The 21,942-nt window shown below is 70.4% G+C and carries 19 protein-coding genes; 11 read left to right on the top strand and 8 right to left on the bottom strand.

What is annotated here, in order from left to right; all coding sequences use genetic code 11:
• Nucleotides 1-256: 256 nt before the first annotated feature.
• A complete protein-coding gene (locus ACIPWY_RS02630) occupies nucleotides 257-673 on the top strand; it encodes an SsgA family sporulation/cell division regulator (RefSeq protein ID WP_362901826.1) in 417 nt (138 codons plus the stop codon).
• Nucleotides 674-691: 18 nt separating this feature from the next.
• On the opposite strand, the gene ACIPWY_RS02625 is transcribed toward ACIPWY_RS02630, so the two are convergent.
• A complete protein-coding gene (locus ACIPWY_RS02625) occupies nucleotides 692-1,537 on the bottom strand; it encodes an isocitrate lyase/phosphoenolpyruvate mutase family protein (protein ID WP_393704374.1) in 846 nt (281 codons plus the stop codon).
• 81 nt (nucleotides 1,538-1,618) lie between these two features.
• Nucleotides 1,619-2,344, bottom strand: coding sequence for a GPP34 family phosphoprotein (locus tag ACIPWY_RS02620; protein WP_393704372.1), 726 nt, complete (start codon nucleotides 2,342-2,344; stop codon nucleotides 1,619-1,621).
• A gap of 366 nt (nucleotides 2,345-2,710) precedes the next feature.
• On the opposite strand from ACIPWY_RS02620, the gene ACIPWY_RS02615 reads away from it, so the two are divergent.
• From ACIPWY_RS02615 to ACIPWY_RS02605, 3 genes are all read left to right on the top strand, one after another.
• Nucleotides 2,711-4,345 carry an ABC-F family ATP-binding cassette domain-containing protein gene (locus ACIPWY_RS02615; RefSeq protein WP_393704370.1) on the top strand — a complete coding sequence of 545 codons (1,635 nt, stop codon included), beginning with the start codon at nucleotides 2,711-2,713 and terminating at the stop codon, nucleotides 4,343-4,345.
• A 151-nt stretch (nucleotides 4,346-4,496) separates the two neighbouring features.
• Complete coding sequence (gene ddaH, locus ACIPWY_RS02610) at nucleotides 4,497-5,273, top strand: dimethylargininase (protein WP_362901819.1); 777 nt, start codon at nucleotides 4,497-4,499, stop codon at nucleotides 5,271-5,273.
• 165 nt (nucleotides 5,274-5,438) lie between these two features.
• On the top strand, nucleotides 5,439-6,416 hold the full coding sequence (locus tag ACIPWY_RS02605; protein ID WP_362901818.1) for an acyl-ACP desaturase: 978 nt from the start codon (nucleotides 5,439-5,441) through the stop codon (nucleotides 6,414-6,416).
• Nucleotides 6,417-6,491: 75 nt separating this feature from the next.
• Here ACIPWY_RS02605 and ACIPWY_RS02600 read toward each other — a convergent pair whose 3' ends face one another.
• Nucleotides 6,492-6,755, bottom strand: coding sequence for a WhiB family transcriptional regulator (locus tag ACIPWY_RS02600; RefSeq protein WP_362901816.1), 264 nt, complete (start codon nucleotides 6,753-6,755; stop codon nucleotides 6,492-6,494).
• 125 nt (nucleotides 6,756-6,880) lie between these two features.
• The gene (locus ACIPWY_RS02595) at nucleotides 6,881-7,672 is read right to left on the bottom strand and encodes a VOC family protein (protein WP_393704367.1); all 792 of its coding nucleotides are present in this window, start codon (nucleotides 7,670-7,672) and stop codon (nucleotides 6,881-6,883) included.
• 289 nt (nucleotides 7,673-7,961) lie between these two features.
• Between ACIPWY_RS02595 and ACIPWY_RS02590 the strand changes: the two genes are divergently transcribed.
• A complete protein-coding gene (locus tag ACIPWY_RS02590; RefSeq protein ID WP_393704365.1) occupies nucleotides 7,962-9,188 on the top strand; it encodes a glycoside hydrolase family 64 protein in 1,227 nt (408 codons plus the stop codon).
• Between the two features lie 117 nt (nucleotides 9,189-9,305).
• Here ACIPWY_RS02590 and ACIPWY_RS02585 read toward each other — a convergent pair whose 3' ends face one another.
• On the bottom strand, nucleotides 9,306-10,280 hold the full coding sequence (locus ACIPWY_RS02585) for a multicopper oxidase domain-containing protein (protein ID WP_383527737.1): 975 nt from the start codon (nucleotides 10,278-10,280) through the stop codon (nucleotides 9,306-9,308).
• A 208-nt stretch (nucleotides 10,281-10,488) separates the two neighbouring features.
• Between ACIPWY_RS02585 and ACIPWY_RS02580 the strand changes: the two genes are divergently transcribed.
• Both ACIPWY_RS02580 and ACIPWY_RS02575 read left to right on the top strand, forming a co-directional pair.
• Nucleotides 10,489-13,005: a ThuA domain-containing protein gene (locus ACIPWY_RS02580; RefSeq protein ID WP_393704362.1), complete on the top strand. Its 2,517-nt coding sequence runs from the start codon at nucleotides 10,489-10,491 to the stop codon at nucleotides 13,003-13,005.
• 5 nt (nucleotides 13,006-13,010) lie between these two features.
• Nucleotides 13,011-15,212 carry an OmpL47-type beta-barrel domain-containing protein gene (locus tag ACIPWY_RS02575; RefSeq protein ID WP_393704487.1) on the top strand — a complete coding sequence of 734 codons (2,202 nt, stop codon included), beginning with the start codon at nucleotides 13,011-13,013 and terminating at the stop codon, nucleotides 15,210-15,212.
• 58 nt (nucleotides 15,213-15,270) lie between these two features.
• Here ACIPWY_RS02575 and ligD read toward each other — a convergent pair whose 3' ends face one another.
• A complete protein-coding gene (gene ligD, locus ACIPWY_RS02570; RefSeq protein ID WP_362901809.1) occupies nucleotides 15,271-16,296 on the bottom strand; it encodes a non-homologous end-joining DNA ligase in 1,026 nt (341 codons plus the stop codon).
• Between the two features lie 91 nt (nucleotides 16,297-16,387).
• On the opposite strand from ligD, the gene ACIPWY_RS02565 reads away from it, so the two are divergent.
• Nucleotides 16,388-17,449, top strand: coding sequence for an ATP-dependent DNA ligase (locus ACIPWY_RS02565; protein ID WP_362902070.1), 1,062 nt, complete (start codon nucleotides 16,388-16,390; stop codon nucleotides 17,447-17,449).
• A gap of 145 nt (nucleotides 17,450-17,594) precedes the next feature.
• Here ACIPWY_RS02565 and ACIPWY_RS02560 read toward each other — a convergent pair whose 3' ends face one another.
• Nucleotides 17,595-18,569, bottom strand: coding sequence for an alpha/beta hydrolase (locus ACIPWY_RS02560; RefSeq protein WP_393704360.1), 975 nt, complete (start codon nucleotides 18,567-18,569; stop codon nucleotides 17,595-17,597).
• Between the two features lie 251 nt (nucleotides 18,570-18,820).
• On the opposite strand from ACIPWY_RS02560, the gene ACIPWY_RS02555 reads away from it, so the two are divergent.
• Nucleotides 18,821-19,768 (top strand): DUF3048 domain-containing protein, encoded by a 948-nt coding sequence (locus ACIPWY_RS02555; RefSeq protein WP_393704485.1) that lies wholly within the window; start codon nucleotides 18,821-18,823, stop codon nucleotides 19,766-19,768.
• An 81-nt stretch (nucleotides 19,769-19,849) separates the two neighbouring features.
• Here the strand turns inward: ACIPWY_RS02555 and ACIPWY_RS02550 are convergent, their stop codons facing one another.
• Entirely contained in the window at nucleotides 19,850-20,311 is a 462-nt protein-coding gene (locus ACIPWY_RS02550; protein WP_362901805.1) for a MarR family transcriptional regulator, read from the bottom strand.
• Between the two features lie 198 nt (nucleotides 20,312-20,509).
• Between ACIPWY_RS02550 and ACIPWY_RS02545 the strand changes: the two genes are divergently transcribed.
• Both ACIPWY_RS02545 and ACIPWY_RS02540 read left to right on the top strand, forming a co-directional pair.
• Nucleotides 20,510-21,292, top strand: coding sequence for a CoA transferase subunit A (locus ACIPWY_RS02545; RefSeq protein WP_362901804.1), 783 nt, complete (start codon nucleotides 20,510-20,512; stop codon nucleotides 21,290-21,292).
• Nucleotides 21,292-21,936 (top strand): CoA transferase subunit B, encoded by a 645-nt coding sequence (locus ACIPWY_RS02540; protein ID WP_362901802.1) that lies wholly within the window; start codon nucleotides 21,292-21,294, stop codon nucleotides 21,934-21,936. The genes ACIPWY_RS02545 and ACIPWY_RS02540 overlap by 1 nt, the downstream gene beginning before the upstream one ends.
• The last annotated feature ends 6 nt before the right edge of the window (nucleotides 21,937-21,942 follow it).

Below are 21,942 nucleotides of genomic sequence, written 5' to 3'. Positions count from 1 at the left end.
CCACTCCCCCGGCCCCGTCCAGATGGCCGGCACACCGGACCGACAGGGACCGGTGACACAGGTCACTCACCTTTCCCCGGCCGTTCGGTGCACGGATTCCCTCGTTCCGCCGTCTCTTCAAGTGGCGGGGAGTCCTACCCGTCACCCCACCCGTCGTTCGACTTGCCGTCCGACCAGCCGTCCGAGCTGTTGCCCAACCGCCGTCCGAGCTGTTGCCCGAACCGCCGTCCGTTCAGCCGTCACAAGGGAGCAGGCGTTGTCCACCGTCATCGAGCAAGCCGTAGAGGCCCGTCTCGTCGCCGCCGCGCCGCGGATGTCGACCATTCCCGCGACGTTGCGCTACGCCATGCGGGACCCCTTCGCCGTGCGCATGTCGTTCCCGGCACCGGCCACGCTCGAAGGCGTCGACGTGAGCTGGACGTTCGCCCGTGAGCTGCTCTCGGCCGGGGTACGGGAGCCGGTCGGTGCGGGCGACGTCCGGGTGCGGCCGTACGGCTTCGACCGCACGGTCCTGGAGTTCCACGCCCACGAAGGCACCGCGATCGTGCACGTCCGGACGGGCGAACTGCGCCGCTTCCTCAACAGCACGGCGGCGCTGGTGCCGGTGGGCGACGAGCATCTGCACGTGGACCTGGACAGCGACCTCGCGGAGCTGATGCGGGACGCGCACTGACCAACACCACCTCCGGGCTCAACTCCCGTTGCCGAGTAGGGTGTTGAGCTCCCCGTAGTCGAGTCCGCCGGCCAGGCTCCCGTACGTTCCCTCGGTGAGCAGTTCCCGGGCCGCCCTGCGCACGAGGGCGTGCGCGGCCTGCGCGATGCCCGCGCCGACGCTGATACGGGCGACCCCGAGCGCGGCGAACTCGGCCACGGACGGCGCCCCGGGCCACGCCATCACGTTGAGCGGCCCCTCGATACCGGCGGCAAGCGCCTTCACGGTCACCGGGTCGACGGCCCCGGGCACGAAAATCCCGTCCGCTCCCGCCGCGAGGTAGGCAGCGGCCCGCTCCAGCGTCGCCGCGAGCCGCGCCCGCGGCTCTCCCACGCCCATCAGATACGTGTCGATGCGGGCGTTCACGAACAGGGCCACGCCCTCCGCGTCCGCCGCGGCGCGGGCCACCGCGATCCGCTCCGCCTGCGCCTCCACGGGCCGCAGCGGGGCGCTCCCGCCGTGCCAGGCGTCCTCGATGTTGACGCCCACCGCTCCGGCGTCGAGGACGGCGCGCACGGTGACGGCGACGTCCTGGGCCGCGTCCGCGTAGCCGCTCTCGATGTCGGCGGTCACCGGCACGTCCACGGCGGCGGCGATCCGCGCGACGGCGTCGAACGCCTCGTCCCTGCCGAGCCGGTCCCCGTCGGCCACGCCCAGGTCCCAGGACAGCCCGGCGCTGGTGGTGGCGACGGCCGCGGCTCCGGCGTGCGCGACGATGCGCGCACTCGCGACGTCCCAGGCGTTGGGCAGGACGAGCGGGCGGCCGGCGACGTGCTGCGAGCGGAAGGCCAGTGCCTGGTCATTCAGGTGCGTACGGTTCGTCATGCCGCACAGCCAACCATCCGGGGCCTGCACGCAGCTGGCGAGAATCCGACACGTACGTGTGACAGGCGGCGGGGGCCTCGCTCAGCCCCCGCCGCCCCCGCCGTCCGAGGCCCGCGACGCCTCCGCCGCCCTGACGGCCGCGGCGAGCGCGGCGCGGATGTCGCCCAGGGTCTGCCGCAGCTCGGGAGAGATGCCGCCGGCGCGCGCGGTGAGCTGGTCGAGCCGGAGCTTGTGCGTGCGCCTGGCCTTGCCGGGGATCAGCTTGCGGAGCTTGCCCGTGGCGGCGAGCACCGCGAGTGCCGCGTCGTCCTCGTCCACCCTGCCGACCGGCCCTCCTCCCTCCAGCGCGCCGAGCACCTCGGCCCGCAGCACCTCGACGTAACCGGCGCGCTCCAGGCCGTACCGGGTCACGGGGAAGAGTCCGAGGACGCGCTTGCGCTCGGCCGACAGGTAGCCCTCGGAGGCGAGTTGGCGGCGCACGGTGTCGAGGGTGGTGCGGGAGCGGTAGCCGATCCAGGTGCGCCAGCCGCGCGGCCTCGACTCCTCGGCGAGCTCCATGAGTTCGTCGAGGACGGGGTCACCGGTGCGCGCGTCGAAGACAGGGGTCACGACCCCGTCCACGTCGCTGATGATGCGGCGCCGGGCCAGCTCGACGAGCGCCGCGGCGCGGACGGCGAGCTCGATGTCGGGGGCGCCGGAGACCCTGCCCTTCTCCGTGTCGAATCCCAGCAGGAAGAGCCGGGCGGGCAGCGAGAGCGAGCCGTGGGGCACGGGGGCCTCCTCCTGGAGGGTGGGGCGGGGGCTCAAGGGTTGGGCGTAAGGGCTGGGCACGCGGACTGGGCTTGGGGGCAGGGCCGTGGGGGCTCACGATAATTCGTTGACGGCCCGCAGCCACCTTCGTACGGTGGACAGCGTTCCCGTTGATCCTGTTGTCGTCGATCGGAGTAGGACGTTGCTCTTCTGAGGTTCTGAGACACCGCGTCACACGGCCGCGCCCCAGGGGTGCGCCCTGTGTCTTGCGTGTGCGACCTCGGACGATCGAGCCGTCCTCCTGCCGGAATCCGGTGCGGGACCTCCCTTCGCGCCCTGTGCGCTCTCGTTCCTTCCGGCTGTGGTCGCCCGCGGTGTCCCCATGCGCTGCCCACCGTTCCCACCGAGCGACCGCGAGGCCGTATGTCTACCTCCCCCACTTCCATCACCTGCACCTCCCTCACCTACGCCTGGCCCGACGGTACTCGGGTGTTCGACGACCTTCAGGCCGCGTTCGGCCCCGGCAGGACCGGGCTCATCGGCCTCAACGGCGCAGGAAAGTCAACGCTGTTGAAGCTGATCGCCGGAGAACTCACCCCGGCCGACGGCGCCGTGAAGGTGCAGGGCGAGATCGGCTACCTGCCGCAGAGCGTCACCCTCGACACCTCGCTCCGCGTCGACGAGGCCCTCGGCATCGCCCGTGCACGGGCCGCGCTGCACGCCATCGAGGCGGGCGACGTACGCGAGGAACACTTCGCCGCGGTCGGCGACGACTGGGACGTCGAGGAGCGCGCCGTCGCGACCCTCGACGGGCTCGACCTCGGCCGCATCGGCCTCGACCGCACCGTCGGCGAGCTCTCGGGAGGCGAGTCGGTCCTGATCCGCCTCGCCGCGCTGCTCCTGCGCCGCCCCGACGTCCTGCTGCTCGACGAGCCGACGAACAACCTCGACCTGCCCGCCCGCAGGCGGCTGTACGCGGCCGTGGAGGCGTGGCCGGGCGTCATGGTCGTGGTCAGCCACGACCGTGAACTCCTGGAACGCGTCGACCAGATCGCCGATCTGCGCGCGGGCGGTCTCGTCCGGTACGGCGGGAACCTCTCCGCGTACGAGGAGGCGCTCGCGACCGAACAGGAGGCGGCGGAGCGCATGGTGCGGGTCGCCGACGCCGACCTGAAGAAGCAGAAGCGCGAACTGGTGGACGCCCAGGTCACGTTGGCCCGGCGCAGGCGCTACGGACAGAAGATGTGGGACACCAAGCGCGAACCGAAGGCGATCATGGCGCAGCGCAAACGGCAGGCCCAGGTCTCCGCGGGCAAGTACCGCCAACTGCACGAGGGCCGGCTCGCCGAGGCCAAGGAGCGGCTCGACGAGGCGGTGGAGGCCGTGCGCGACGACGACGAGATCCGCGTCGATCTGCCGCACACGGCGGTGCCGCCGGGCCGCTCGGTTCTCACGCTGCGTCAGCTGCGGATGGCCTACGGGGCATGCGTCGAGGGCGAGTTCGAGCTCCGGGGTCCGGAGCGGATCGCTCTCGTCGGGCGCAACGGTTCGGGCAAGACGACGCTCCTGCGCACGATCGCCGGGGGCCTCGAACCCGTCGCGGGTGAGGCGGTGGCGCATGTTCCCCTGCGGTTCCTGCCGCAGCGGCTCGACGTGCTCGACGAGGGTCTGACCGTCGCGGAGAACGTGGCGCGGTTCGCTCCCGGGGCGACGAACAACCGCGTCAGGGCGCGGCTCGCCCACTTCCTGTTCAAGGGGGCGCGGGCCGATCAGGCGGCGGCGACCCTCTCGGGCGGCGAGCGGTTCAGGGCCGCCCTCGCGGCGCTGATGCTCGCCGAGCCGGCGCCCCAGCTGCTGATGCTCGACGAGCCGACGAACAACCTCGACCTGGCGAGCGTCCGGCAGCTGACCTCGGCCCTGGAGTCCTACGAGGGCACGCTGCTCGTGGCGAGCCACGACCTGCCGTTCCTGAAGTCCATCGGGGTCACCCGGACGCTGCTCATGGAGGGAGGCCGGCTCCGGGACATCACGAAGGAGAGGGGCGAGTACGTCGGGTAGCTCGCGCTCGGGCGGGCGCCGGGCGGATACGGTGCGCGAGCCGGGGATTCCGTCACCGGCGCCGTGCCGTGCATGATGTCCGCGCCGGACCGTCCAAGGGCCCGCCCGAGAAGTACGTCCACGAGTCGTCCCGTCCCGAGGAGAACCGCACGTGCCCAGCCAGAAGGCCTTGATCCGCCGCCCGGGACCCCGCCTCGCGGACGGGCTCGTCACGCACGTCGAGCGCACACCCGTCGACCCGGACCTGGCGCTCACGCAGTGGGACGCCTATGTCGCGGCGCTCGGGGAGCACGGCTGGGAGACGGTGGAGGTCGAGGCCGCCGACGAGTGCCCCGACGCGGTCTTCGTCGAGGACGCGGTGGTCATGTACCGCAACGTCGCGCTGATCACCCGGCCCGGCGCCACGTCCCGGCGCGGGGAGACGGCGGGCGTCGAGGAGGCCGTGGCCCGGCTCGGCTGCTCCGTGAACCGGGTGCGGGAGCCGGGCACGCTCGACGGCGGCGACGTCCTGAAGGTCGGCGACACGATCTACGTGGGCCGGGGCGGGCGCACGAACGCGGACGGCGTACGGCAGCTGCGGGCCGCATTCGAGCCGCTCGGGGCGAAGGTCGTCGCCGTACCGGTCAGCAAGGTGCTGCACCTGAAGTCGGCGGTGACGGCCCTGCCCGACGGTACGGTCGTCGGGCACGAGCCGGTGGTGGACGTGCCGTCGCTCTTCCCGCGCTTCCTGCCCGTCCCGGAGGAGGCCGGCGCGCATGTGGTGCTCCTGGGCGGCGGGAAGCTCCTGATGGCGGCGAGCGCACCGAGAACGGCGGAGCTGTACGCGGAACTCGGTCTGGAGCCAGTTCTGGTGAACATCAGCGAGTTCGAGAAACTCGAGGGCTGTGTGACGTGCCTCTCAGTCCGGCTCCGCGAGCTGCACTCCTGAGGCGCAATGAAGCCATAGAGGCGGCTGAGGCCGGAGGGGTCGGTTCCGGGTGGCCCTTTACAGAGGGTTTAACCTACGGCAACGTAACCTACGACACCGTAGGTACAACCGCTCGTGCCTGCGAGCTCGTCCCCTCGCACTACTCCCGTCCCCCCTGGAGCCCTCGTGACCATCACCTCTCCCCACCTCGGCAGCTCGTCCTCCACCTGGACCGACGCGCAGCTGCTGTACGCGCTGGAGGAAGTGGTCGAGAAGGAACTGAACCGGCACCTCAAGGTGGCCAAGGACTGGATGCCGCACGAGTACGTGCCGTGGGCCGACGCCCGTAACTTCCCCGGCTTCTTCGAGGACGGCGAGGCCTGGGCGAAGGACCAGTCCAAGGTCACCGAGATCGGCCGCATCGCTCTCGTCGTCAACCTGCTGACCGAGGACAACCTCCCCAGCTACCACCACGAGATCGCCTCCCTCTTCGGCCGCGACGGCGCCTGGGGCACCTGGGTGCACCGCTGGACCGCCGAGGAGGGCCGTCACGGCATCGTGATGCGTGACTACCTGCTGGCGTCGCGCGCCGTCGACCCGGACCAGCTCGAGCAGTTCCGCATGGCGCACATGGCCGAGGGCTTCGAGTCCGACAACCGGCACTCGATGCTGCACTCGGTCGCGTACGTCGCCTTCCAGGAGCTCGCGACCCGCGTCTCGCACCGCAACACCGGCCACCAGTCGGGCGACCCGGTCTGCGACCGCATGCTGGCGCGCATCGCCACCGACGAGAACCTGCACATGGTCTTCTACCGGAACCTGCTCGGCGCGGCCTTCGAGCTCGCCCCCGACCTCACGATGCAGGCCGTGCGCGACGTCGTCGTCAACTTCCGGATGCCCGGACACGGCATGCCCGGCTTCGAGCGCGCCGCCGCCCAGATGGCCATCGGCGAGATCTACAACATGCGCATCCACCACGACGACGTGATCCAGCCCGTGCTGCGCTTCCTGAAGGTCCTGGACATCGACGGGCTCGGCCCGGAGGGTCTCAAGGCGCAGGAGGAGCTCGGTCTGTACATGGGCGGCCTGGACAGCGAGGCCTCCAAGTTCGACGAGAAGCTGGCGGCCCGCAAGGCCCGCATGGCGGCCCGCGCCGCGGGCTGAGCCACCCCCCCCGTCACGCAAGCACGCCCCGGGCCACGCGCCCGGGGCGTGCCGCGTCATGGGCATGTGCCCCGCTCAGCCGCGGCGCAGCTGGTAACGCTCCTTCTCGGAGAGGCCGCCCCACACTCCGAAGCGTTCGTCGTTGGCGAGCGCGTACTCCAGGCACGCGGAGCGGATCTCGCACCGACCGCAGATGCTCTTCGCCTCGCGCACGGAGCTGCCGGGCTCGGGGAAGAAGAAGTCGGCGCCCGTCTGGGCGCACAGCGCCTCGTCCTGCCAGGAGGGGACGGGGGCCACGGGAGCGCTGGTGACGGGGCGCAGCGTGTGGTTCGAGTACATGCCGCCGATCGTGCCGCGTGGCGAAAAACAGACGATCAACGACTGATCAACGCGGCGCGCCGGGCGCCTCGCGACTTGTGCCCGCCCGGCTCCCCCGGCTCCCCTGAGGCGTGCCCTGACCCGGCTCAGGTCTGGTCCGGGTTTCCTTTGATCACCGCGAAGCGGGCGCCCTGCGGGTCGGTGAGCTTGGCGATGCGGCCGACGCCGGGCAGGCTCGTGGGCGCGAAGCGCACACTACCGCCGAGATCCTGCGTCCGTGCGGCGATCGCGTCGACGTCCGGCACATGGAAGTACGGCGACCAGTGCGCCCCGATGTCGGACTCCGCCGGGTCGTCGGCCAGCGTGACGATGCCGCCGAACATGTCGTCCTCACCCGTGCCCGCCGGGTTCACCGTCACGTAGGTGCCGCCCGGGAACGGCACGTCGAACGTGTTCCAGCCGAGCACCGAGCCGTAGAAGTCCTTGGCCCGTGCGACGTCCGGGGTGTACAGCTCGATCCAGTTGAGTGAGCCGTCGTCCGTGGCGAGGCCAAGGCCCTTGTTCCGGCCGGGCTGCCAGAGGCCGAACGTCGCCCCCGCGGGATCGGCGATGACCGCCATGCGGCCCAGGTCCAGTACGTCCATGGTCTGGAACGGCGCGGATCCGCCGGCCTGCTCCGCGGCCTTCACCGTCGCGTCCGCGTCCTGCGTCTGGAAATAGACGGTCCAGGACGGCGGGGCCTGGTCGGGCGTGAGCTTCACGCCGCCGGCGACGCTTCTGCCGTCCAGCTGGAACAGGCCGTAGCCGCCGATCTCGGGACCGCCCGACAGGAACTGCCAGTCGAAGAGTCCGCTGTAGAAGGAAACGGCGGCGTCGAGATCAGGGGTTCCGAGATCCAGCCAGTTGGGCGAGCCGTCGACGAAACGGGTGGTGAGCATGGTGCCCTCCTCGTTGAGGGTGCCCCCCTTGCAGGGGTCCCGTTGTCTGCCTCACCGAGTCTGGCACCGCCCACTGACAACGGCCCTTCCACACGCCGCCACCACCCCGCGCGCCGCCGAGCCACCGCCTCGCCACCTCCCGACCATCGCCTGACGATGGCCTGACGCTGGCCTGACCATCGCCAAGAGTTGAACGGTCCGAAGAAATGGGAGCGCTCCCCGTCACAAGTCTTGACCCGTCGCGCAGCACTCGCAACAGTAGGGCTCCCCCACATCTCAGGAGTCCTCCGTGATATCGCGCAGACTGTTCCTGACCGGCGCCGCCACGGCCGCCACCGCACTCACCTACCCGGCCTGGGGCAGCGCCCTCAGCCCGGACGCCAAGGCGGCCCCCGCCACCTGCGAACTCGCCCTCCAGAACAAGTCGTTGCCCGGCACCGTGCGGGCCTATGTCACGGGCCACGAGCAGGGCACCGACCGCTGGGTGCTGCTCAAGCCCGACGGCGGGGTCTACCACCCCGACTCGCCGTCCGCCCCGCAGACCCCGCTGCCCGTCGACTGCGCCATCCCGCTGGGCGCGGCGGGTTCGGCACCGAAGGTCCTGACACTGCCTCAGATGTACGGCGCCCGCGTCTACTTCGTACGCGACAACACGCTCGACTTCTTCCTGAACCCGGGCCCCGCGCTCGTCGAGCCGGCCTTCGCGACCTCCACCGACGCGAACTACGGCAAGACCTGGTCGTTCTGCGAATTCACCTTCAACTCCGACCAGTTGTACGCGAACATCAGCTACGTCGACCTGGTGACGGCCCTGCCCATCGGCCTGACCCTGGAGGGCGACGCCACGCACACCGTCGCACCGCTCCCGGACGGCGCGGTGGACAGGATCGCCGCGGATCTCGCGGCCCAGACCGCCAAGGACGGGCAGCCCTGGGACAAGCTCGTCATCCGCGGTGGCGACGGCAAGGTCCTGCGCGTCATCTCGCCTCAGAACCTGATGGCCCCGTACTTCGACCGCCCCGACGAGATGCCGTTCAGGGACGTCTGGAACAGCTATGTCGACCAGGTCTGGGAGAAGTACCGCACGACCGATCTGAAGATCGATCTCCAGGGCGGCCGGGGCGTGTTCACGGGCCGGGTCAGCGGCGACACCCTCACCTTCAACGGCGGGCACGCCTTCCCCAAGCCCGCGTCGAAGGACATCTTCACCTGCAACCACGGCCCGTTCGCCAACAACCCCGGCGACCCCGACGACAAGAAGGGCCTCCTCGCCCGTCTCGCCGCCGGGTTCAACCGCAGCATCATGCTGACCCACCCCGAGCAGCCGAACGGCACCACGACGGCCGACTACTACCAGGGTGACGTCACCAACCACTGGTCGCGGGTCGTGCACGCCAACTCGCCCATCGGGTACGCCTTCCCGTACGACGACGTGCGCCCCGACGGACAGCCGGACGTGTCCGGCGCGGCGCACGACGGGAACCCGCGGCGCTTCACCGTCAGCGTCGGATCGTAGGTCCCGGACGGCTCATGCCCCGGCGTCCTCGCGGATGAGTTCAGCGGCTCTCTCCGCGAGGGCGCCGGTCTGGGCACGGGTGTGACCGGCGCACAGACAGGCCTGCGCAGGCCGGCCCTAGCCCGTGTGACCCGCCGGGTGGTGCGGCTCGTAGCCCGGGATCGTGCCGTCCTCCTTCTTCACCAGGAAGAGCCCCACCATCCCCATGTCGGAGTGGCTCTGCACGTGGCAGTGGTACATCCAGGCGCCCGCCCCGACACCCTCTCCCGCGATGATCTGGAAGCCGAACGAGTCCGCGGGGCCGACGATCTTGTTGTCGACGACCTGGCTCGGGTCGTCCGGGCCGGTCAGCATGCCCGTGCGGTTGTCCGCCCAGCGATGACCGTGCATGTGGAAGGTGTGGTAGTACTCGCCGTGCGTGATCATGACGATCTCGACGCGGTCGCCCACCGTGGCCTCGAAGTTGGGACCTTCGTGCGCCGGCTTGTTGTTGATGGTCATGTCGTTGAAGACGATCGTGAACGTCGTGTCCGGGAGGACGTCGCCCTTGCGGCGCACGATGACCGGTCCGTACAGGCCCTTGCGGATGCCGCCGGTGCCGTGTTCCGTGCCGACGACGTGGTCGTGGTAGTGCCAGTACCCCGCGCTGCCCGCGCGCCACGTGCCGTCCTTGCGTCGGCCGGGGGCGTGCGTGCGCCAGGTGTAGGTGCGCTTGCCGCCGGGTTCGACATCGCTCTTGTTGAGCTTGGTGCCGTCGCTGGAGACCTCGTAGTCCAGGCCGTGGACGTGCAGGCTGGCCGCCACGTCCATGGTGTTCTCGAACTCGATGTGCAGGGTGTCGCCCTCGTTGAGCTCGATGAGGGGGCCGGGCACTGACGCCTTGCCCTTCTCGAACCCGTAGCCCATCTGCCCGTCCGCGAGCTTCTCGGCGTACATCTTGATGCGCTTGACCTCACCACCGGCCGGGGCCGTGCGCACCGGGCCGTCCGCGGGGGCGGCATCCGTCGCCGCGATGAGCGACAACGATGTCGCGGTCGTCGCCGCGGCGGCCCCGCCCATCAGCACCCGCCGGTTGAAGCTGCGTCTGTCCATGCCGAACTCCCCACCCTCGTACGGGACTTGCGCGGACGTGCCACGAGGGCCTCTCGTGACGGCCAGAGAGACGGTAACCGGGTGATCTTCGTTTATCCACACTCAGGACAAAGTTCGTGCCATTGCGGCCGTACCTATTGGCGAGCCGCGAAAAGAGGTCTAGCTTCGTCCGCGCCGTACCTGTGACCGACGAGGGGTGGGTGAACTCATGCGGTCCACGCCGCATCAAAAACCCTTGGGCGTAAGAGGGTTGGACAGAGACAGACGCAGACGACGCCGCGCAGTCGCCGCGGTCCTGGCGTCCGGGGCGGTCGCCACCGGGCTGCTCACCGGACCCGCCGCCAGCGCGCGTCCGTTCCCGGAACCATCCGTGACAACGATGTCCCTGCCCTCGCCTCCGGGCGGGGCGAACGTGCGCGTCCTGGTGTACTACGGCTCCGCCGCGGGCGGCGACGAGTCACCGGTGGTCAACGCGGGGATCGCGGCGATCGAGAAGATCGGCCAGAGCGGTCCCGCCGCCCAGCGCTTCAAGATCACGGCGACGGACGACGCGTCCGTGTTCACCAACGCCACCAAGCTGGGCCGGTTCAACGCGGTCGTCTTCCTGACCGGCGGCGGCGACGTGCTCGACCCTGACCAGGAGGCGGGCCTCGAGTCGTTCATGGAGGCCGGCGGCGGGTTCGTCGGCATCCACGACGCGGCCCGCGCCGAGCCGTACTCGGACTGGTTCACCGGTCTGATCGGCGCGCGTCCGGCCGATTCCAGCCCGGCGAACGTCCAGCGCGCCACCGTCGAGGTCGGTGACCGCCAGCATCCGGCCACCAAGGACCTTCCCGTCCAGTGGAAGCGCCCCGACCAGTGGCTGAACTGGGAGAAGAACCCGTCCGGTTCGGTGCACACCGTGGCCCGGGTCCGTGAGTCGACGTACCAGCCGGGCGCGAGCGCCAACGGCGCGGACCACCCGGTGTCCTGGTGCCGCGACTACGACGGCGGGCGCTCCTTCTACACGGGCATGGGCGGCACGGCCTCCAGTTACGACGAGGTGGACTTCCAGTCGCACCTGCGCGGCGCCCTGCTGTGGACGAGCCGTATCGTGCGCGCCGACTGCAAGGCCGCGATCGACTCCAACTACAAGGCCGAGCGACTCACTCAGCCCAACCAGGCGGGGCAGAACGACCAGATCGGCGAGCCGCACGGCCTGGTCACCGCTCCCGACGGACGCATCCTCTACATCGGCCGCGGCGGCGCCGACTCCTCGCAGCCGGTGATCACCGACTGGAGCAACCCCGACGTCGGCAAGGGCAAGGGCGCGATCCACGTCTACGACCCGAAGACCAAGAAGGTCACCCAGGCAGGGGCGCTGACCGTCTTCGGCAACAAGGGCGGCGGCGACGAGCTGACCAAGGTCGAGGAGGGTCTGCTCGGCATCGAGCTCGACCCGAAGTTCGAGCAGAACGGGTATGTGTATCTGCACTACACCCCGCACTCCCAGCTCGACCGGGACAAGCAGATGGCCGAGCGCCGCGTCTCGCGCTTCACACTCGACCTGACCACGAACAAGCTGGACATGGGCAGCGAGAAGGTGCTGCTCAAGTGGCCGGTTCAGGTGCACAGTTGCTGCCACGCGGGCGGCGGGATGGCCTGGGACTCCAAGGGGAACCTGTACATCGCGACCGGCGACAACAACTCCAGCGGCTTCAGTGACGGTTACTCGGGCAACAACCCGCAGCCCAACTACAAGGGCGTCTCCTTCGCCGACGCGCGCCGCACCGCCGGCAACACCAACAATCTCAACGGCAAGATCCTGCGCATCCACCCGGAGGCCGACGGCACGTACACGCTGCCGGAGGGCAACCTCTTCACGGGCAAGGAGACCGCGGAGGGCGGCGGCAAGACACGCGGCGAGATCTATGTGATGGGTGTCCGCAACCCGGCGCGCATCTCCGTCGACAAGAAGACCGACACGCTGTACGCGGGCTGGGTCGGACCTGACGCCGGTGAGCCGTCGACGACCTGGGGGCCGGCGAAGTACGACACGTTCGCCGTCATCACCAAGGCGTCCAACCGTGGCTGGCCGTACTGCATGGGCAACAAGCAGCCCTACCGCGACCGCAATCTGCCGGACCCGACGAAGCCGCTCGGCTGGTACGACTGCGACCACCCGAAGAACGAGTCGCCGAACAACGACGGTCTCGTCAACCTGCCGCCGGTGACCGGCAACAACATCTGGTACTCGCCGCAGGGCGGGGCGCCGGACTACCCGCGTGACGCCAACGGCGTCCCCTCGTACAAGAAGGAGGAGGCCAAGTACCTCCTGCCGTGGCTGCAGGGCGGCGGACAGGCCGCGATGGACGGGCCCGTCTACCGCTACGACGCGTCGATCCCGAACGCGGACAAGTGGCCGAGCTACTGGGACGGCAAGTGGTTCGTCGGTGACTTCTACGACGCCACGCAGCCGCGGCACGCGGTGATCATGGACCCGAAGACGGCCGGTGACGGCGGCATCCCGGTGCACGCCGAGAACCTCAAGAAGATCGTGCCGGTCGGCAACGACGGCATCAAGAACCTCATGGACTGGAAGTTCGGCCCCGACGGCGCGCTCTACGTCCTCGACTACGGCCGCGGCTTCTTCACCTCGGACCCCAAGTCCGCCCTGTGGAAGGTGACTTACACGGGCGGCGAGGCGACCCCTGCGGCCGGTGACCTGGCCAGGAAGGCGCAGTGATGAGGATGCGCACCAAGAACCGGCGAAGACTGTGGACGGCGCTGTTCGCCGCCGTGCTGCTGATGCTCGGACTCGGCTCCCCCGTCGCGTTCGGGCAGGACGCCCCGGTCGCCGCGGCCCAGCAGGTCCTGAACTGGACGGGCAGCGACGACATCACCAAGTACGCCTCGGCGCCGACCACAGCGGTGGCGGGCGCGACGACGATCGTCTTCGAGAACAGCGCGGCGACCGGCAACACCATGGGCATGCCGCACACGCTGACGTTCGACACGTCGGACCCCGAGTACAACAACGACGTGTCGGTGAACATCCTGGCCAACCCGAACGACAGTGAGGGCGGAAAGCACTCGGTCGACGTCACCCTGACCCCCGGCCGTTACCGCTACCACTGCACGATCCCCGGCCACGAGGGCATGCAGGGCATCCTCGTCGTGACCGAGGGCGGCGGCGAGGACACGGCCGCTCCGGAGACCTCGGCGAAGGTCGACGGGCAGAAGAACGACAAGGGCGAGTACGTCGGTTCGGCGTCGGTCAGTGTGACGGCGACGGACGCGGGCTCCGGTGTCGACAAGGTCGAGTACGCGGTGGGCGCCGACGGCGCCTGGCAGCCGTACACGACCGCGGTGGTCGTCGACCAGGTCGGCACGCACAAGGTCCGCTACCGGGCGTCCGACAAGGCGGGGAACGTGGCGGCGGAGAAGTCGGTCGACTTCACCGTGGTCGCGCCGTCGACGGACGACAAGACCCCGCCGGAGACCTCGGCGACGGTCAGCGGCGAGAAGAACGACAAGGGTGAGTACCTGTCGATGGCGACGGTCACGGTGACGGCCTCCGACACCGGGTCCGGCGTCAACTCCATTGAATACGCGGTGGGTCCGGACGGTGCGTGGCAGCCGTACACCTCGCCGGTGATGGTGCACGAGGTGGGCTCGCACACGGTCCGCTACCGTGCCGCGGACAAGGCGGGGAACCAGGCCGCCGAGAAGTCGGTCGACTTCACCGTGGTCGCACCGCCCGTGCAGGACAAGACGCCGCCCGAGGTGTCGGCCAAGGTCGACGGCGAGAAGAACTCCGACGGCGCGTACCTCAAGAGCGCCAAGGTGACGGTCTCCGCGACGGACGCCGAATCGGGCGTCGACAAGATCGAGTATTCGCTCGACGCGGGCCCCTACCTCGCGTACACCGCGCCGGTCGTGGTGGACCGGGCGGGCGCGCACACGGTCGCGTACCGGGCGAGCGACAAGGCCGGCAACACGTCCGGGGCGAAGTCGGAGGCCTTCACGGTCACGACGGGCGGCGGCGTCCCGGCGCCCGACTGCGCCGAGTACGACGAGCGGCTGACGGTGATCGTCGGCACGGTCGACACGGGCATCCCGAACCGGGTCACCAACAACCGGTGCCGGATCAACGAGTTGATCGAGGACGAGCGGGAGTGGACCTCGCAGGCCCTCTTCCTCAAGCACGTCAAGACCGTCACCGACAAGCTCCTCAAGGAAGGCGTGATCGACCAGCGCGAGTACAACAAGATCAACCGCGCCGCCAAGCAGTCGGGGATCGGCAAGCCCGGCCAGACCGAGGGCTATCGCAAGATCTTCGACGGCACGCAGGGCTCGCTCGACAAGTGGGAGCAGGTCGGCGGCGGCAAGTTCGGCCTGAACGCGGACGGCTCGATCACGTCGAGCACCACGGTCGAGGGCATGGGCATGCTGTGGTTCCCGCAGCGCAAGTACGGCGACTTCTCGCTGAAGCTCCAGTGGCGGGACGACGCGCCGGGCACGGGCAACGCCAACGGCGGTGTCTTCGTGCGCTTCCCGCAGGTCCACGACCACCCGGAGGAGTCGCGGCCGGAGTGGGTCGCCATCAAGTACGGGCACGAGGTGCAGGTCCTCGACCGTCCTGACGGCGACATGTACAAGACCGGTTCGATCTACGGCTTCGACCGCGTGGGTCTCGCGGGTGCGGGGGTCACCCAGAAGGGCACCTGGAACGACTACGAGATCCGTGTGGTCGGCCAGCACTTCTCGGTCCTGCGCAACGGCGTCCTGATCAACGAGTTCGACAACACCGGCGGGCAGGTCTTCGAGCCGCCGCGCGGGGACGACCCGGGCACGGACGGCCGGCGGTTCTCCTCCGGCTATGTCGGGCTCCAGGTCCACAGCACGACGGATGTCATCTCGTACCGGGACATCCGCGTCAAGGAGCTGTGACAGCTCGTGGAACTCTGACAGGCAGTATCCGCAGGTGAGTTGAGGGAGTCGAGCCGGGTCAGTCCTCGTGTCTGGCCCGGCTCGGCTGTACCCGCTTCGGCTCGCCCGGCATCTTCGGGTACTCGGGCGGGTACGGCATGTCGCCGAGGCCGCGGTCCCGTTCGTCCTGGTCGGCGAGTTCGAGGAGCGCGTCGAGCCGGAAGGCGTGCTCGTCCATGTCCTCGTGGACGTCACCGACTTCGGCGTAGCGGGCCGGCATGGAACCGATGTCGAAGTCGGCCGGGCGCGCGTCGTCGACCTCGTCCCAGCGCAGCGGCGCGGAGACGGGGGCGTTCGGGCGCGGCCGTACCGAGTAGGCGGAGGCGATGGTGCGGTCGCGTGCGGTCTGGTTGAAGTCGACGAAGATGCGCTCGCCGCGCTCCTCCTTCCACCAGGCGGTGGTGACGCGGTCGGGCATACGGCGCTCCAGCTCGCGGCCGCAGGCGATGGCCGCGCGGCGCACCTCCACGAACGTCCAGTGCGGGGCGATCGGCACGAAGACATGCAGGCCGCGGCCGCCGGACGTCTTGGGCCAGCCACGCAGGCCGCCGAAGTCGTGGAGGACGGAGCGCAGCTCGTGGGCGGCGCGGACGGCGTCGGTGTAGTCGGTGCCGGGCTGCGGGTCGAGGTCGATGCGCAGTTCGTCGGGGTGGTCGGGATGCGCGCGCCGGACGGGCCAGGGGTGGAAGGTGAGGGTGCCGTACTGGGCCGCCCAGATGACGGCGGCGATCTCGGTGGGGCACATCTCGTCCGCGTGGCGCCCGCTGGGGAAGGTGATGGTGCCGGTGGGGATCCAGTCGGGCAGGTTCTTCGCGGCGCGCTTCTGGTAGAAGGACTCGCCGTCCAGGCCCTCGGGGTAGCGCTGGAGGGTGGTGGGGCGGTCGCGCAGGGCGCGCACGATGCCGGGTCCGACGGAGAGGAAGTAGCGGGCGAGGTCGAGCTTGGTGTAGCCGGGCTCCGGGAACATGACCCGGTCGGGGCTGGACAGGCGGACCGTCCGCTCCCCCGCCTCCAGCTCCACGGCCGCACCGTTCGACTTGCCCATGCGGGTCACGCTAGGCGTATCGGCCGTCGTGCGCACACCGGGCGCACACCGGGCGGGTGCCCGCGTATCGCGTCAGAATCGGCTCATGGTCATGGATCTGCCGGTGATGCCGCCCGTGAAGCCGATGCTCGCCAAGTCCGTCGCGAAGATCCCGCCGGGGATGAGTTACGAGGCGAAGTGGGACGGCTTCCGCGCGATCGTGTTCCGGGACGGCGCCGGCCTGGAGATCGGCAGCCGCACGGGCAAGCCCCTGACCCGCTACTTCCCCGAGCTGGTCGCCGCCCTCCTCGACCGGCTGCCCGAGCGCTGTGTCCTGGACGGCGAGATCGTGATCGCCCGGGACGGCCGGCTCGACTTCGACGCGCTCACCGAACGCATCCATCCGGCCGCCTCCCGGGTGAAGACACTGGCGGAGCGGACCCCGGCGTCGTTCGTGGCGTTCGACGTACTGGCCCTCGGCGACGAGTCGCTGATGGACACACCCATGGTGGACCGCCGGTCCCGCCTGGCCGAGGCCCTGTCCGGCGTGACGCCGCCCGTCCACCTGGCCCCCTCGACGACCGACGCCGAGCTGGCGCAGACGTGGTTCGAGCAGTACGAGGGCGCGGGCCTCGACGGGGTGATCGCCAAACCCTTCGACCTGCGCTACCGCGAGAACGAACGCCTGATGTTCAAGATCAAGCACGAGCGGACCGCGGACTGCGTCGTGGCCGGCTACCGCTTCCACAAGAGCGGCCCGGTGGTCGGCTCCCTGCTGCTCGGCCTGTACGACGACGAGGGCGTTCTCCAGCACGTGGGGGTGTGCGCGGCGTTCACGATGAAGCGGCGTACGGAGCTGATCGCGGAGCTGGAGCCGCTGCGGCTCGAGTCCGCCGAGGACCATCCGTGGGCCGCCTGGACCGAGGAGTCGGCGCACGAGAAGGCCCGCCTGCCCGGCGCGACGAGCCGCTGGACCGGCAAGAAGGACCTGTCGTGGGTACCCCTGGAGCCGCGGCTCGTCGCCGAGGTGGCGTACGAGCACATGGAGAACGGCGCGCGCTTTCGCCACACGGCGCGCTTCCGCCGCTGGCGCCCGGACCGGACGCCCGAGAGCTGCACGTACGCACAGCTGGACGAGCCGGTGCGGTACGACCTCGCGGATGTCCTGCGCTAGCGGATGTGCTGCGCCAGCAGATGTGCGCGGGGCGCTGTGCCGCCACCGTGCCTGGCTGTCGGCCTCGCGCGGCGCCGAGGCCAACCCGCCATGTAAGCACCGTCAACACTTGGGGAGCGCGGGCCGCCGGTGCGGTGGAGCGGTCTCAGTCGTCGTGCAGGGCCGTTCGCAGGGCGTCGATGGCGAGCTTGCGGGCGACGTTGGCGGCGCGGGTGTCGCGCAGGCTGTCCAGGAGGAGGAAGTCGTGGACCATGCCGGCCACGCGGACGGAGGTCACGTCCACGCCGGCCTCGCGGAGCCTGTTGGCGTAGTGCTCGCCCTCGTCGCGCAGCACGTCGGCCTCGTCGGTGACGACCAGCGTGGTGGGCAGTCCCCGTAGCTGGTCCAGGGAGGCCTTGAGCGGGGAGGCGTGCACCTCGGCGCGCTGGGCGGGGTCACTGGTGTAGGCGTCCCAGAACCACTTCATGCCGTCGCGGGTGAGGTAGTAGCCCTCGGCGAACTGGAGGTACGACGAGGTGTCGAAGTCGGCGTCGGTCACCGGGTACAGCAGGACCTGTGCCTTGAGGTCGATCCCGCCGCGCTCCGTGTTCATCAGCGCGAAGACGGCGGACATGCAGCCGCCGACCGAGTCTCCGGCGACCGCGATCCGCGACGCGTCCAGGCCGTGCTCCGCGCCGTGCTCCACGACCCACTGGCCCACGGCGTAGTTCTGCTCGACCTGGGTGGGGTACTTCGCCTCGGGCGCGCGGTCGTAGACGGGGAAGACGCCCGCCGCCCCGGCGCCGACGGCGAGTTCGCGGAAGATGCGGTCGTGGGTCTTGTCGTCGCCGAAGACCCAGCCGGCACCGTGGATGTAGAACACCACCGGCAGTGAGCCGGTGGCCCCCTTGGGCCGGATGATCCGGGTGCGGACCGTGCCCCACTCGCCCGCGTCCACGTCGACCCACTCCTCGTCGACCTCGGGACGGGGCACGCTCGGGTCGCTCTGCAGGCCGAGCAGGATGTCGCGGCCCTTCTCCGGGGGGACCTCGTAGAGCCGCGGATGCGGGTCCGTGGCCTCACACAGTTCCTTCGCGGCGGGTTCGAGGTAGGGCGTGAGCGGAGGAGGAAGATCGGTCATGTCGACTCCATGTCGCGGGCGCCCGTGCGCCCTGTTCGCGTGGCCTCGCCGGCAGCGGCTGGTGTTCGCCCCCGGGGCTTCCCCCCGTACCATCCTCACCGCCCGCCGGTGAGGCGCAACCGCGCCGGGCGCCCCTCCGGGCGGCGCGGGCGTCGGCTCACGCGAGTCCCACCAAGTATTTCGAACACATTCGACCGGAACTGATCGATCCGCCGCCGGGCGGGTATCAGTCCCGCGTGCGAATACGACGGATGCGGGTGACGCGCGTACGGCGGGCCGTGATCGTCGCCGCGGTCCTGGCCGCGACGGCCGCAGGGTGCACGGTGGGCGACGGACACCCGCCGGACGGCCACTCCGCGAACCCCACCGGGGACGCATCCCGTGGCCCCGTCCTCGCGGTGAAGATCGACAACGTGGGTCCCGCACGCCCGCAGACCGGAATCGGACGGGCCGACATCATCTACGCCGAGCAGGTGGAGAGCGGCCTGAGCCGGCTGATGGCCGTGTACGCGACCGAGCCGCCGCCCGTGGTCGGCCCGGTGCGCAGCGCCCGCGAGACCGATCTCGAACTCCTGCGGCAGTTCGACCACCCCACGCTCGCCTTCTCGGGCGCACAGTCGAAGCTCCTGCCGCTGATCGCCGATGCCCCGCTCAACGCGCTCCCGCCCGGCAAGGCACCGGCGGCGGCGTACTTCCGCGGCAGCGACAAGCCCGCGCCGCACAACCTCTACCTCCGACCCGGCAAGCTGGGCGTGACGCCGCGGGCGGGCGCGCTGGCGGCGGCCGGGGTCACGTTCGGAGCGCGCCCGGCGGGCGGGCAGGCGAAGAACGCCCTCACCGTGCGCTTCCCGGCGGCGCGCTTCAGCTTCAACTGGTCTGCGCAGAGCGGGAGTTGGCAGGTGTCGATGGACGGCACCCGGGCGCGCACGACGGACGGCGGGGCGCTGAACGCTTCGACCGTCGTGGTCCAGTACGTCGATGTCCGCGGTTCGCGGTTCCACGACCGCTCGGGGAACACGTCACCGCTCTCCGACACCGTGGGTTCGGGCAAGGCGACGGTACTGCGGGACGGGCGGGCGTACGACGTCCGGTGGGAGCGGCGGTCGGCGGCCGACGGCACGCAGTTCACGACGGCGGCCGACGGCAAGCGGATGACGTTCGCGCGCGGTCAGGTGTGGGTTCTCTTCGCCGAGCGGTGAGCCCTCCGACTCGTGCCGGGACGCCCGGGTTTGCTTCGCCGAGCGGTGATGAGACCTCCGGCTCGTACCGGGACGCCGCCGTCAGGCCTTCGCGAGCGGCTCCGTCGGATTGCGGAGCCCCTCGGCCGCTTCCGAGACGCGCTGGATCAGGTCGAAGAACACGGTCTGCTCGTCGGCGGACAGCGGGGCGAGGAAGATCTGGTTCATCCGGGCCGTGCGCACCGTCAGTTTGCGGTGGACACGCGTCCCGTCGTCCGTGAGGCGCAGCAGGGAGCGGCGGCCGTCCTGCGGGTCGCGCACCTTGTCGATCAACCCGCGGCGGCCGAGGCGGCTGATGACCTCGGCGATGGTCGAGCGGTCGAGGCCGACGCGCTCGCCCACGGTGCGCTGATCGAGGCCGGGCTCGGCGACGAGCGCGTTCAGGACGGCGAACTGCGGTGAGGTGATCTCCTCGGAGACCATCGTGTTCCACAGCAGGTAGTGGGCCTGCTGGAGGCGCCGGGCCAGGTGCCCCGGGTGGGTGGTCAGATCCACCGCGGCCATCGCGGACCTCCGGTCTTTTTTCGGGCGTGTACTGACCAATACTCGACCATAGAGCAGCCCGTGTCGAGCCGACTCCCCCACTCCGACCGTCGCTACCCTGGGCTATTGACGGTGCGGGCACGCGGTGGCACCGTAAGCGCCAGTCACACAAATGCTCAGTGCGCTGAGCATTTCAGGTTCACGGAGAGGCTGGCCCGTATGGACAAGGTGGTGGCGACGGCAGCGGAAGCGGTCGCCGACGTGGGGGACGGGGCGTCCCTCGCGGTCGGCGGGTTCGGTCTGGTCGGCGTACCGAACGTGCTCATCGGCGCGCTCCACGAGCGCGGCACCACGGGCCTGAGCGTGGTCTCCAACAACTGCGGGGCGATGGACTCGGGCCTGGCCGTGCTGCTCGCCGCGGGGCGGATCGCCCGGGTCACCGGGTCGTACATCGGCGCCAACAAGGAGTTCGCCCGTCAGTACCTGTCCGGCGAGGTCGAGGTAGAGATGATCCCGCAGGGCACGCTCGCGGAGCGGCTGCGGGCCGGCGGCGCGGGCATCCCCGCCTTCTACACCCCCGCCGGCGTCGGCACCCAGGTCGCCGAGGGCGGGCTCCCCTGGCGCTACGACGGCCAGGGCGGTGTCGCTCTGGCGTCCCCGCCCAAGGAGGTCCGCACCTTCGACGGCACGGACCACGTCCTCGAACACGGCATCCGCACCGACTACGCCCTCGTGCGCGCCGCACAGGGCGACCGCCACGGGAACCTCGTGTTCAACAAGTCCGCCCGCAACTTCAACCCCCTCGCCGCGATGGCCGGACGCATCACCATCGCCGAGGTGGAGGAACTCGTCGAACCCGGCGAGATCGACCCCGACGCCGTGCATCTGCCCGGCGTCTTCGTCCAGCGCGTCGTCGTCCTCACGCCCGAACAGGCCACGGACAAGCAGATCGAACGGCGCACCGTCTCCGCGCCTCCGGCACGAGGAACGGTGAGCGGCTGATGGCCTGGACCCGCGAAGAGATGGCCGCACGCGCCGCACGCGAGCTGCGCGACGGCCAGTACGTCAACCTCGGGATCGGCCTGCCGACCCTCATCCCCAACCACCTGCCGCCCGGCGTCGAAGTGATCCTCGAATCCGAGAACGGCATCCTGGGCGTCGGCCCCTACCCCACCGACGACGAGGTCGACCCCGATCTGATCAACGCCGGCAAGGAGACCGTCACCGTCCTGCCCGGCGCCTCCTACTTCGACTCGGCGCTCTCCTTCGGCATGATCCGCGGCGGCCACATCGACGTCGCCGTCCTGGGCGCCATGCAGGTCTCCGCCCGCGGCGACCTCGCCAACTGGGCCGTCCCCGGCAAGATGATCACCGGCATCGGCGGGGCCATGGACCTCGTCCACGGCGCGCGGACGGTCATCGTCGCCATGACCCACACCGCCAAGGACGGCACCCCCAAGATCGTCGAGGACTGCTCCCTGCCGCTGACCGGCAAGGCCTGCGTCGACCGCGTCATCACCGACCTCTGCGTCCTCGACGTCACCGCCGACGGGCTCGAACTCGTCGAACTGGCCCCCGGCGTCGCCGTCGACGACGTCACCGCGAGGACCGCCGCCAAGGTCCGCGTCCCGGGGGAAGCCCGATGAAGGACG

The sequence above is a fragment of the Streptomyces sp. NPDC090032 genome (assembly GCF_044748025.1).
GTDB lineage: Bacteria > Actinomycetota > Actinomycetes > Streptomycetales > Streptomycetaceae > Streptomyces.
This window is presented reverse-complemented; position numbering and strand designations above follow the sequence as displayed.

Bases quoted from the DNA above. Each gene is read 5' to 3' on its own strand.
- ACIPWY_RS02585 (WP_383527737.1), bottom strand. From the start codon at position 10,280: ATGGACAGACGCAGCTTCAACCGGCGGGTGCTGATGGGCGGGGCCGCC.
- ACIPWY_RS02615 (WP_393704370.1), top strand. From the start codon at position 2,711: ATGTCTACCTCCCCCACTTCCATCACCTGCACCTCCCTCACCTACGCC.
- ACIPWY_RS02580 (WP_393704362.1), top strand. From the start codon at position 10,489: ATGCGGTCCACGCCGCATCAAAAACCCTTGGGCGTAAGAGGGTTGGAC.
- ligD (WP_362901809.1), bottom strand. From the start codon at position 16,296: ATGGGCAAGTCGAACGGTGCGGCCGTGGAGCTGGAGGCGGGGGAGCGG.
- ACIPWY_RS02560 (WP_393704360.1), bottom strand. From the start codon at position 18,569: ATGACCGATCTTCCTCCTCCGCTCACGCCCTACCTCGAACCCGCCGCG.
- ACIPWY_RS02550 (WP_362901805.1), bottom strand. From the start codon at position 20,311: ATGGCCGCGGTGGATCTGACCACCCACCCGGGGCACCTGGCCCGGCGC.
- ACIPWY_RS02575 (WP_393704487.1), top strand. From the start codon at position 13,011: ATGCGCACCAAGAACCGGCGAAGACTGTGGACGGCGCTGTTCGCCGCC.
- ACIPWY_RS02555 (WP_393704485.1), top strand. From the start codon at position 18,821: ATGCGGGTGACGCGCGTACGGCGGGCCGTGATCGTCGCCGCGGTCCTG.
- ACIPWY_RS02595 (WP_393704367.1), bottom strand. From the start codon at position 7,672: ATGCTCACCACCCGTTTCGTCGACGGCTCGCCCAACTGGCTGGATCTC.
- ACIPWY_RS02625 (WP_393704374.1), bottom strand. From the start codon at position 1,537: ATGACGAACCGTACGCACCTGAATGACCAGGCACTGGCCTTCCGCTCG.
- ACIPWY_RS02540 (WP_362901802.1), top strand. From the start codon at position 21,292: ATGGCCTGGACCCGCGAAGAGATGGCCGCACGCGCCGCACGCGAGCTG.
- ACIPWY_RS02545 (WP_362901804.1), top strand. From the start codon at position 20,510: ATGGACAAGGTGGTGGCGACGGCAGCGGAAGCGGTCGCCGACGTGGGG.
- ACIPWY_RS02600 (WP_362901816.1), bottom strand. From the start codon at position 6,755: ATGTACTCGAACCACACGCTGCGCCCCGTCACCAGCGCTCCCGTGGCC.
- ACIPWY_RS02565 (WP_362902070.1), top strand. From the start codon at position 16,388: ATGGATCTGCCGGTGATGCCGCCCGTGAAGCCGATGCTCGCCAAGTCC.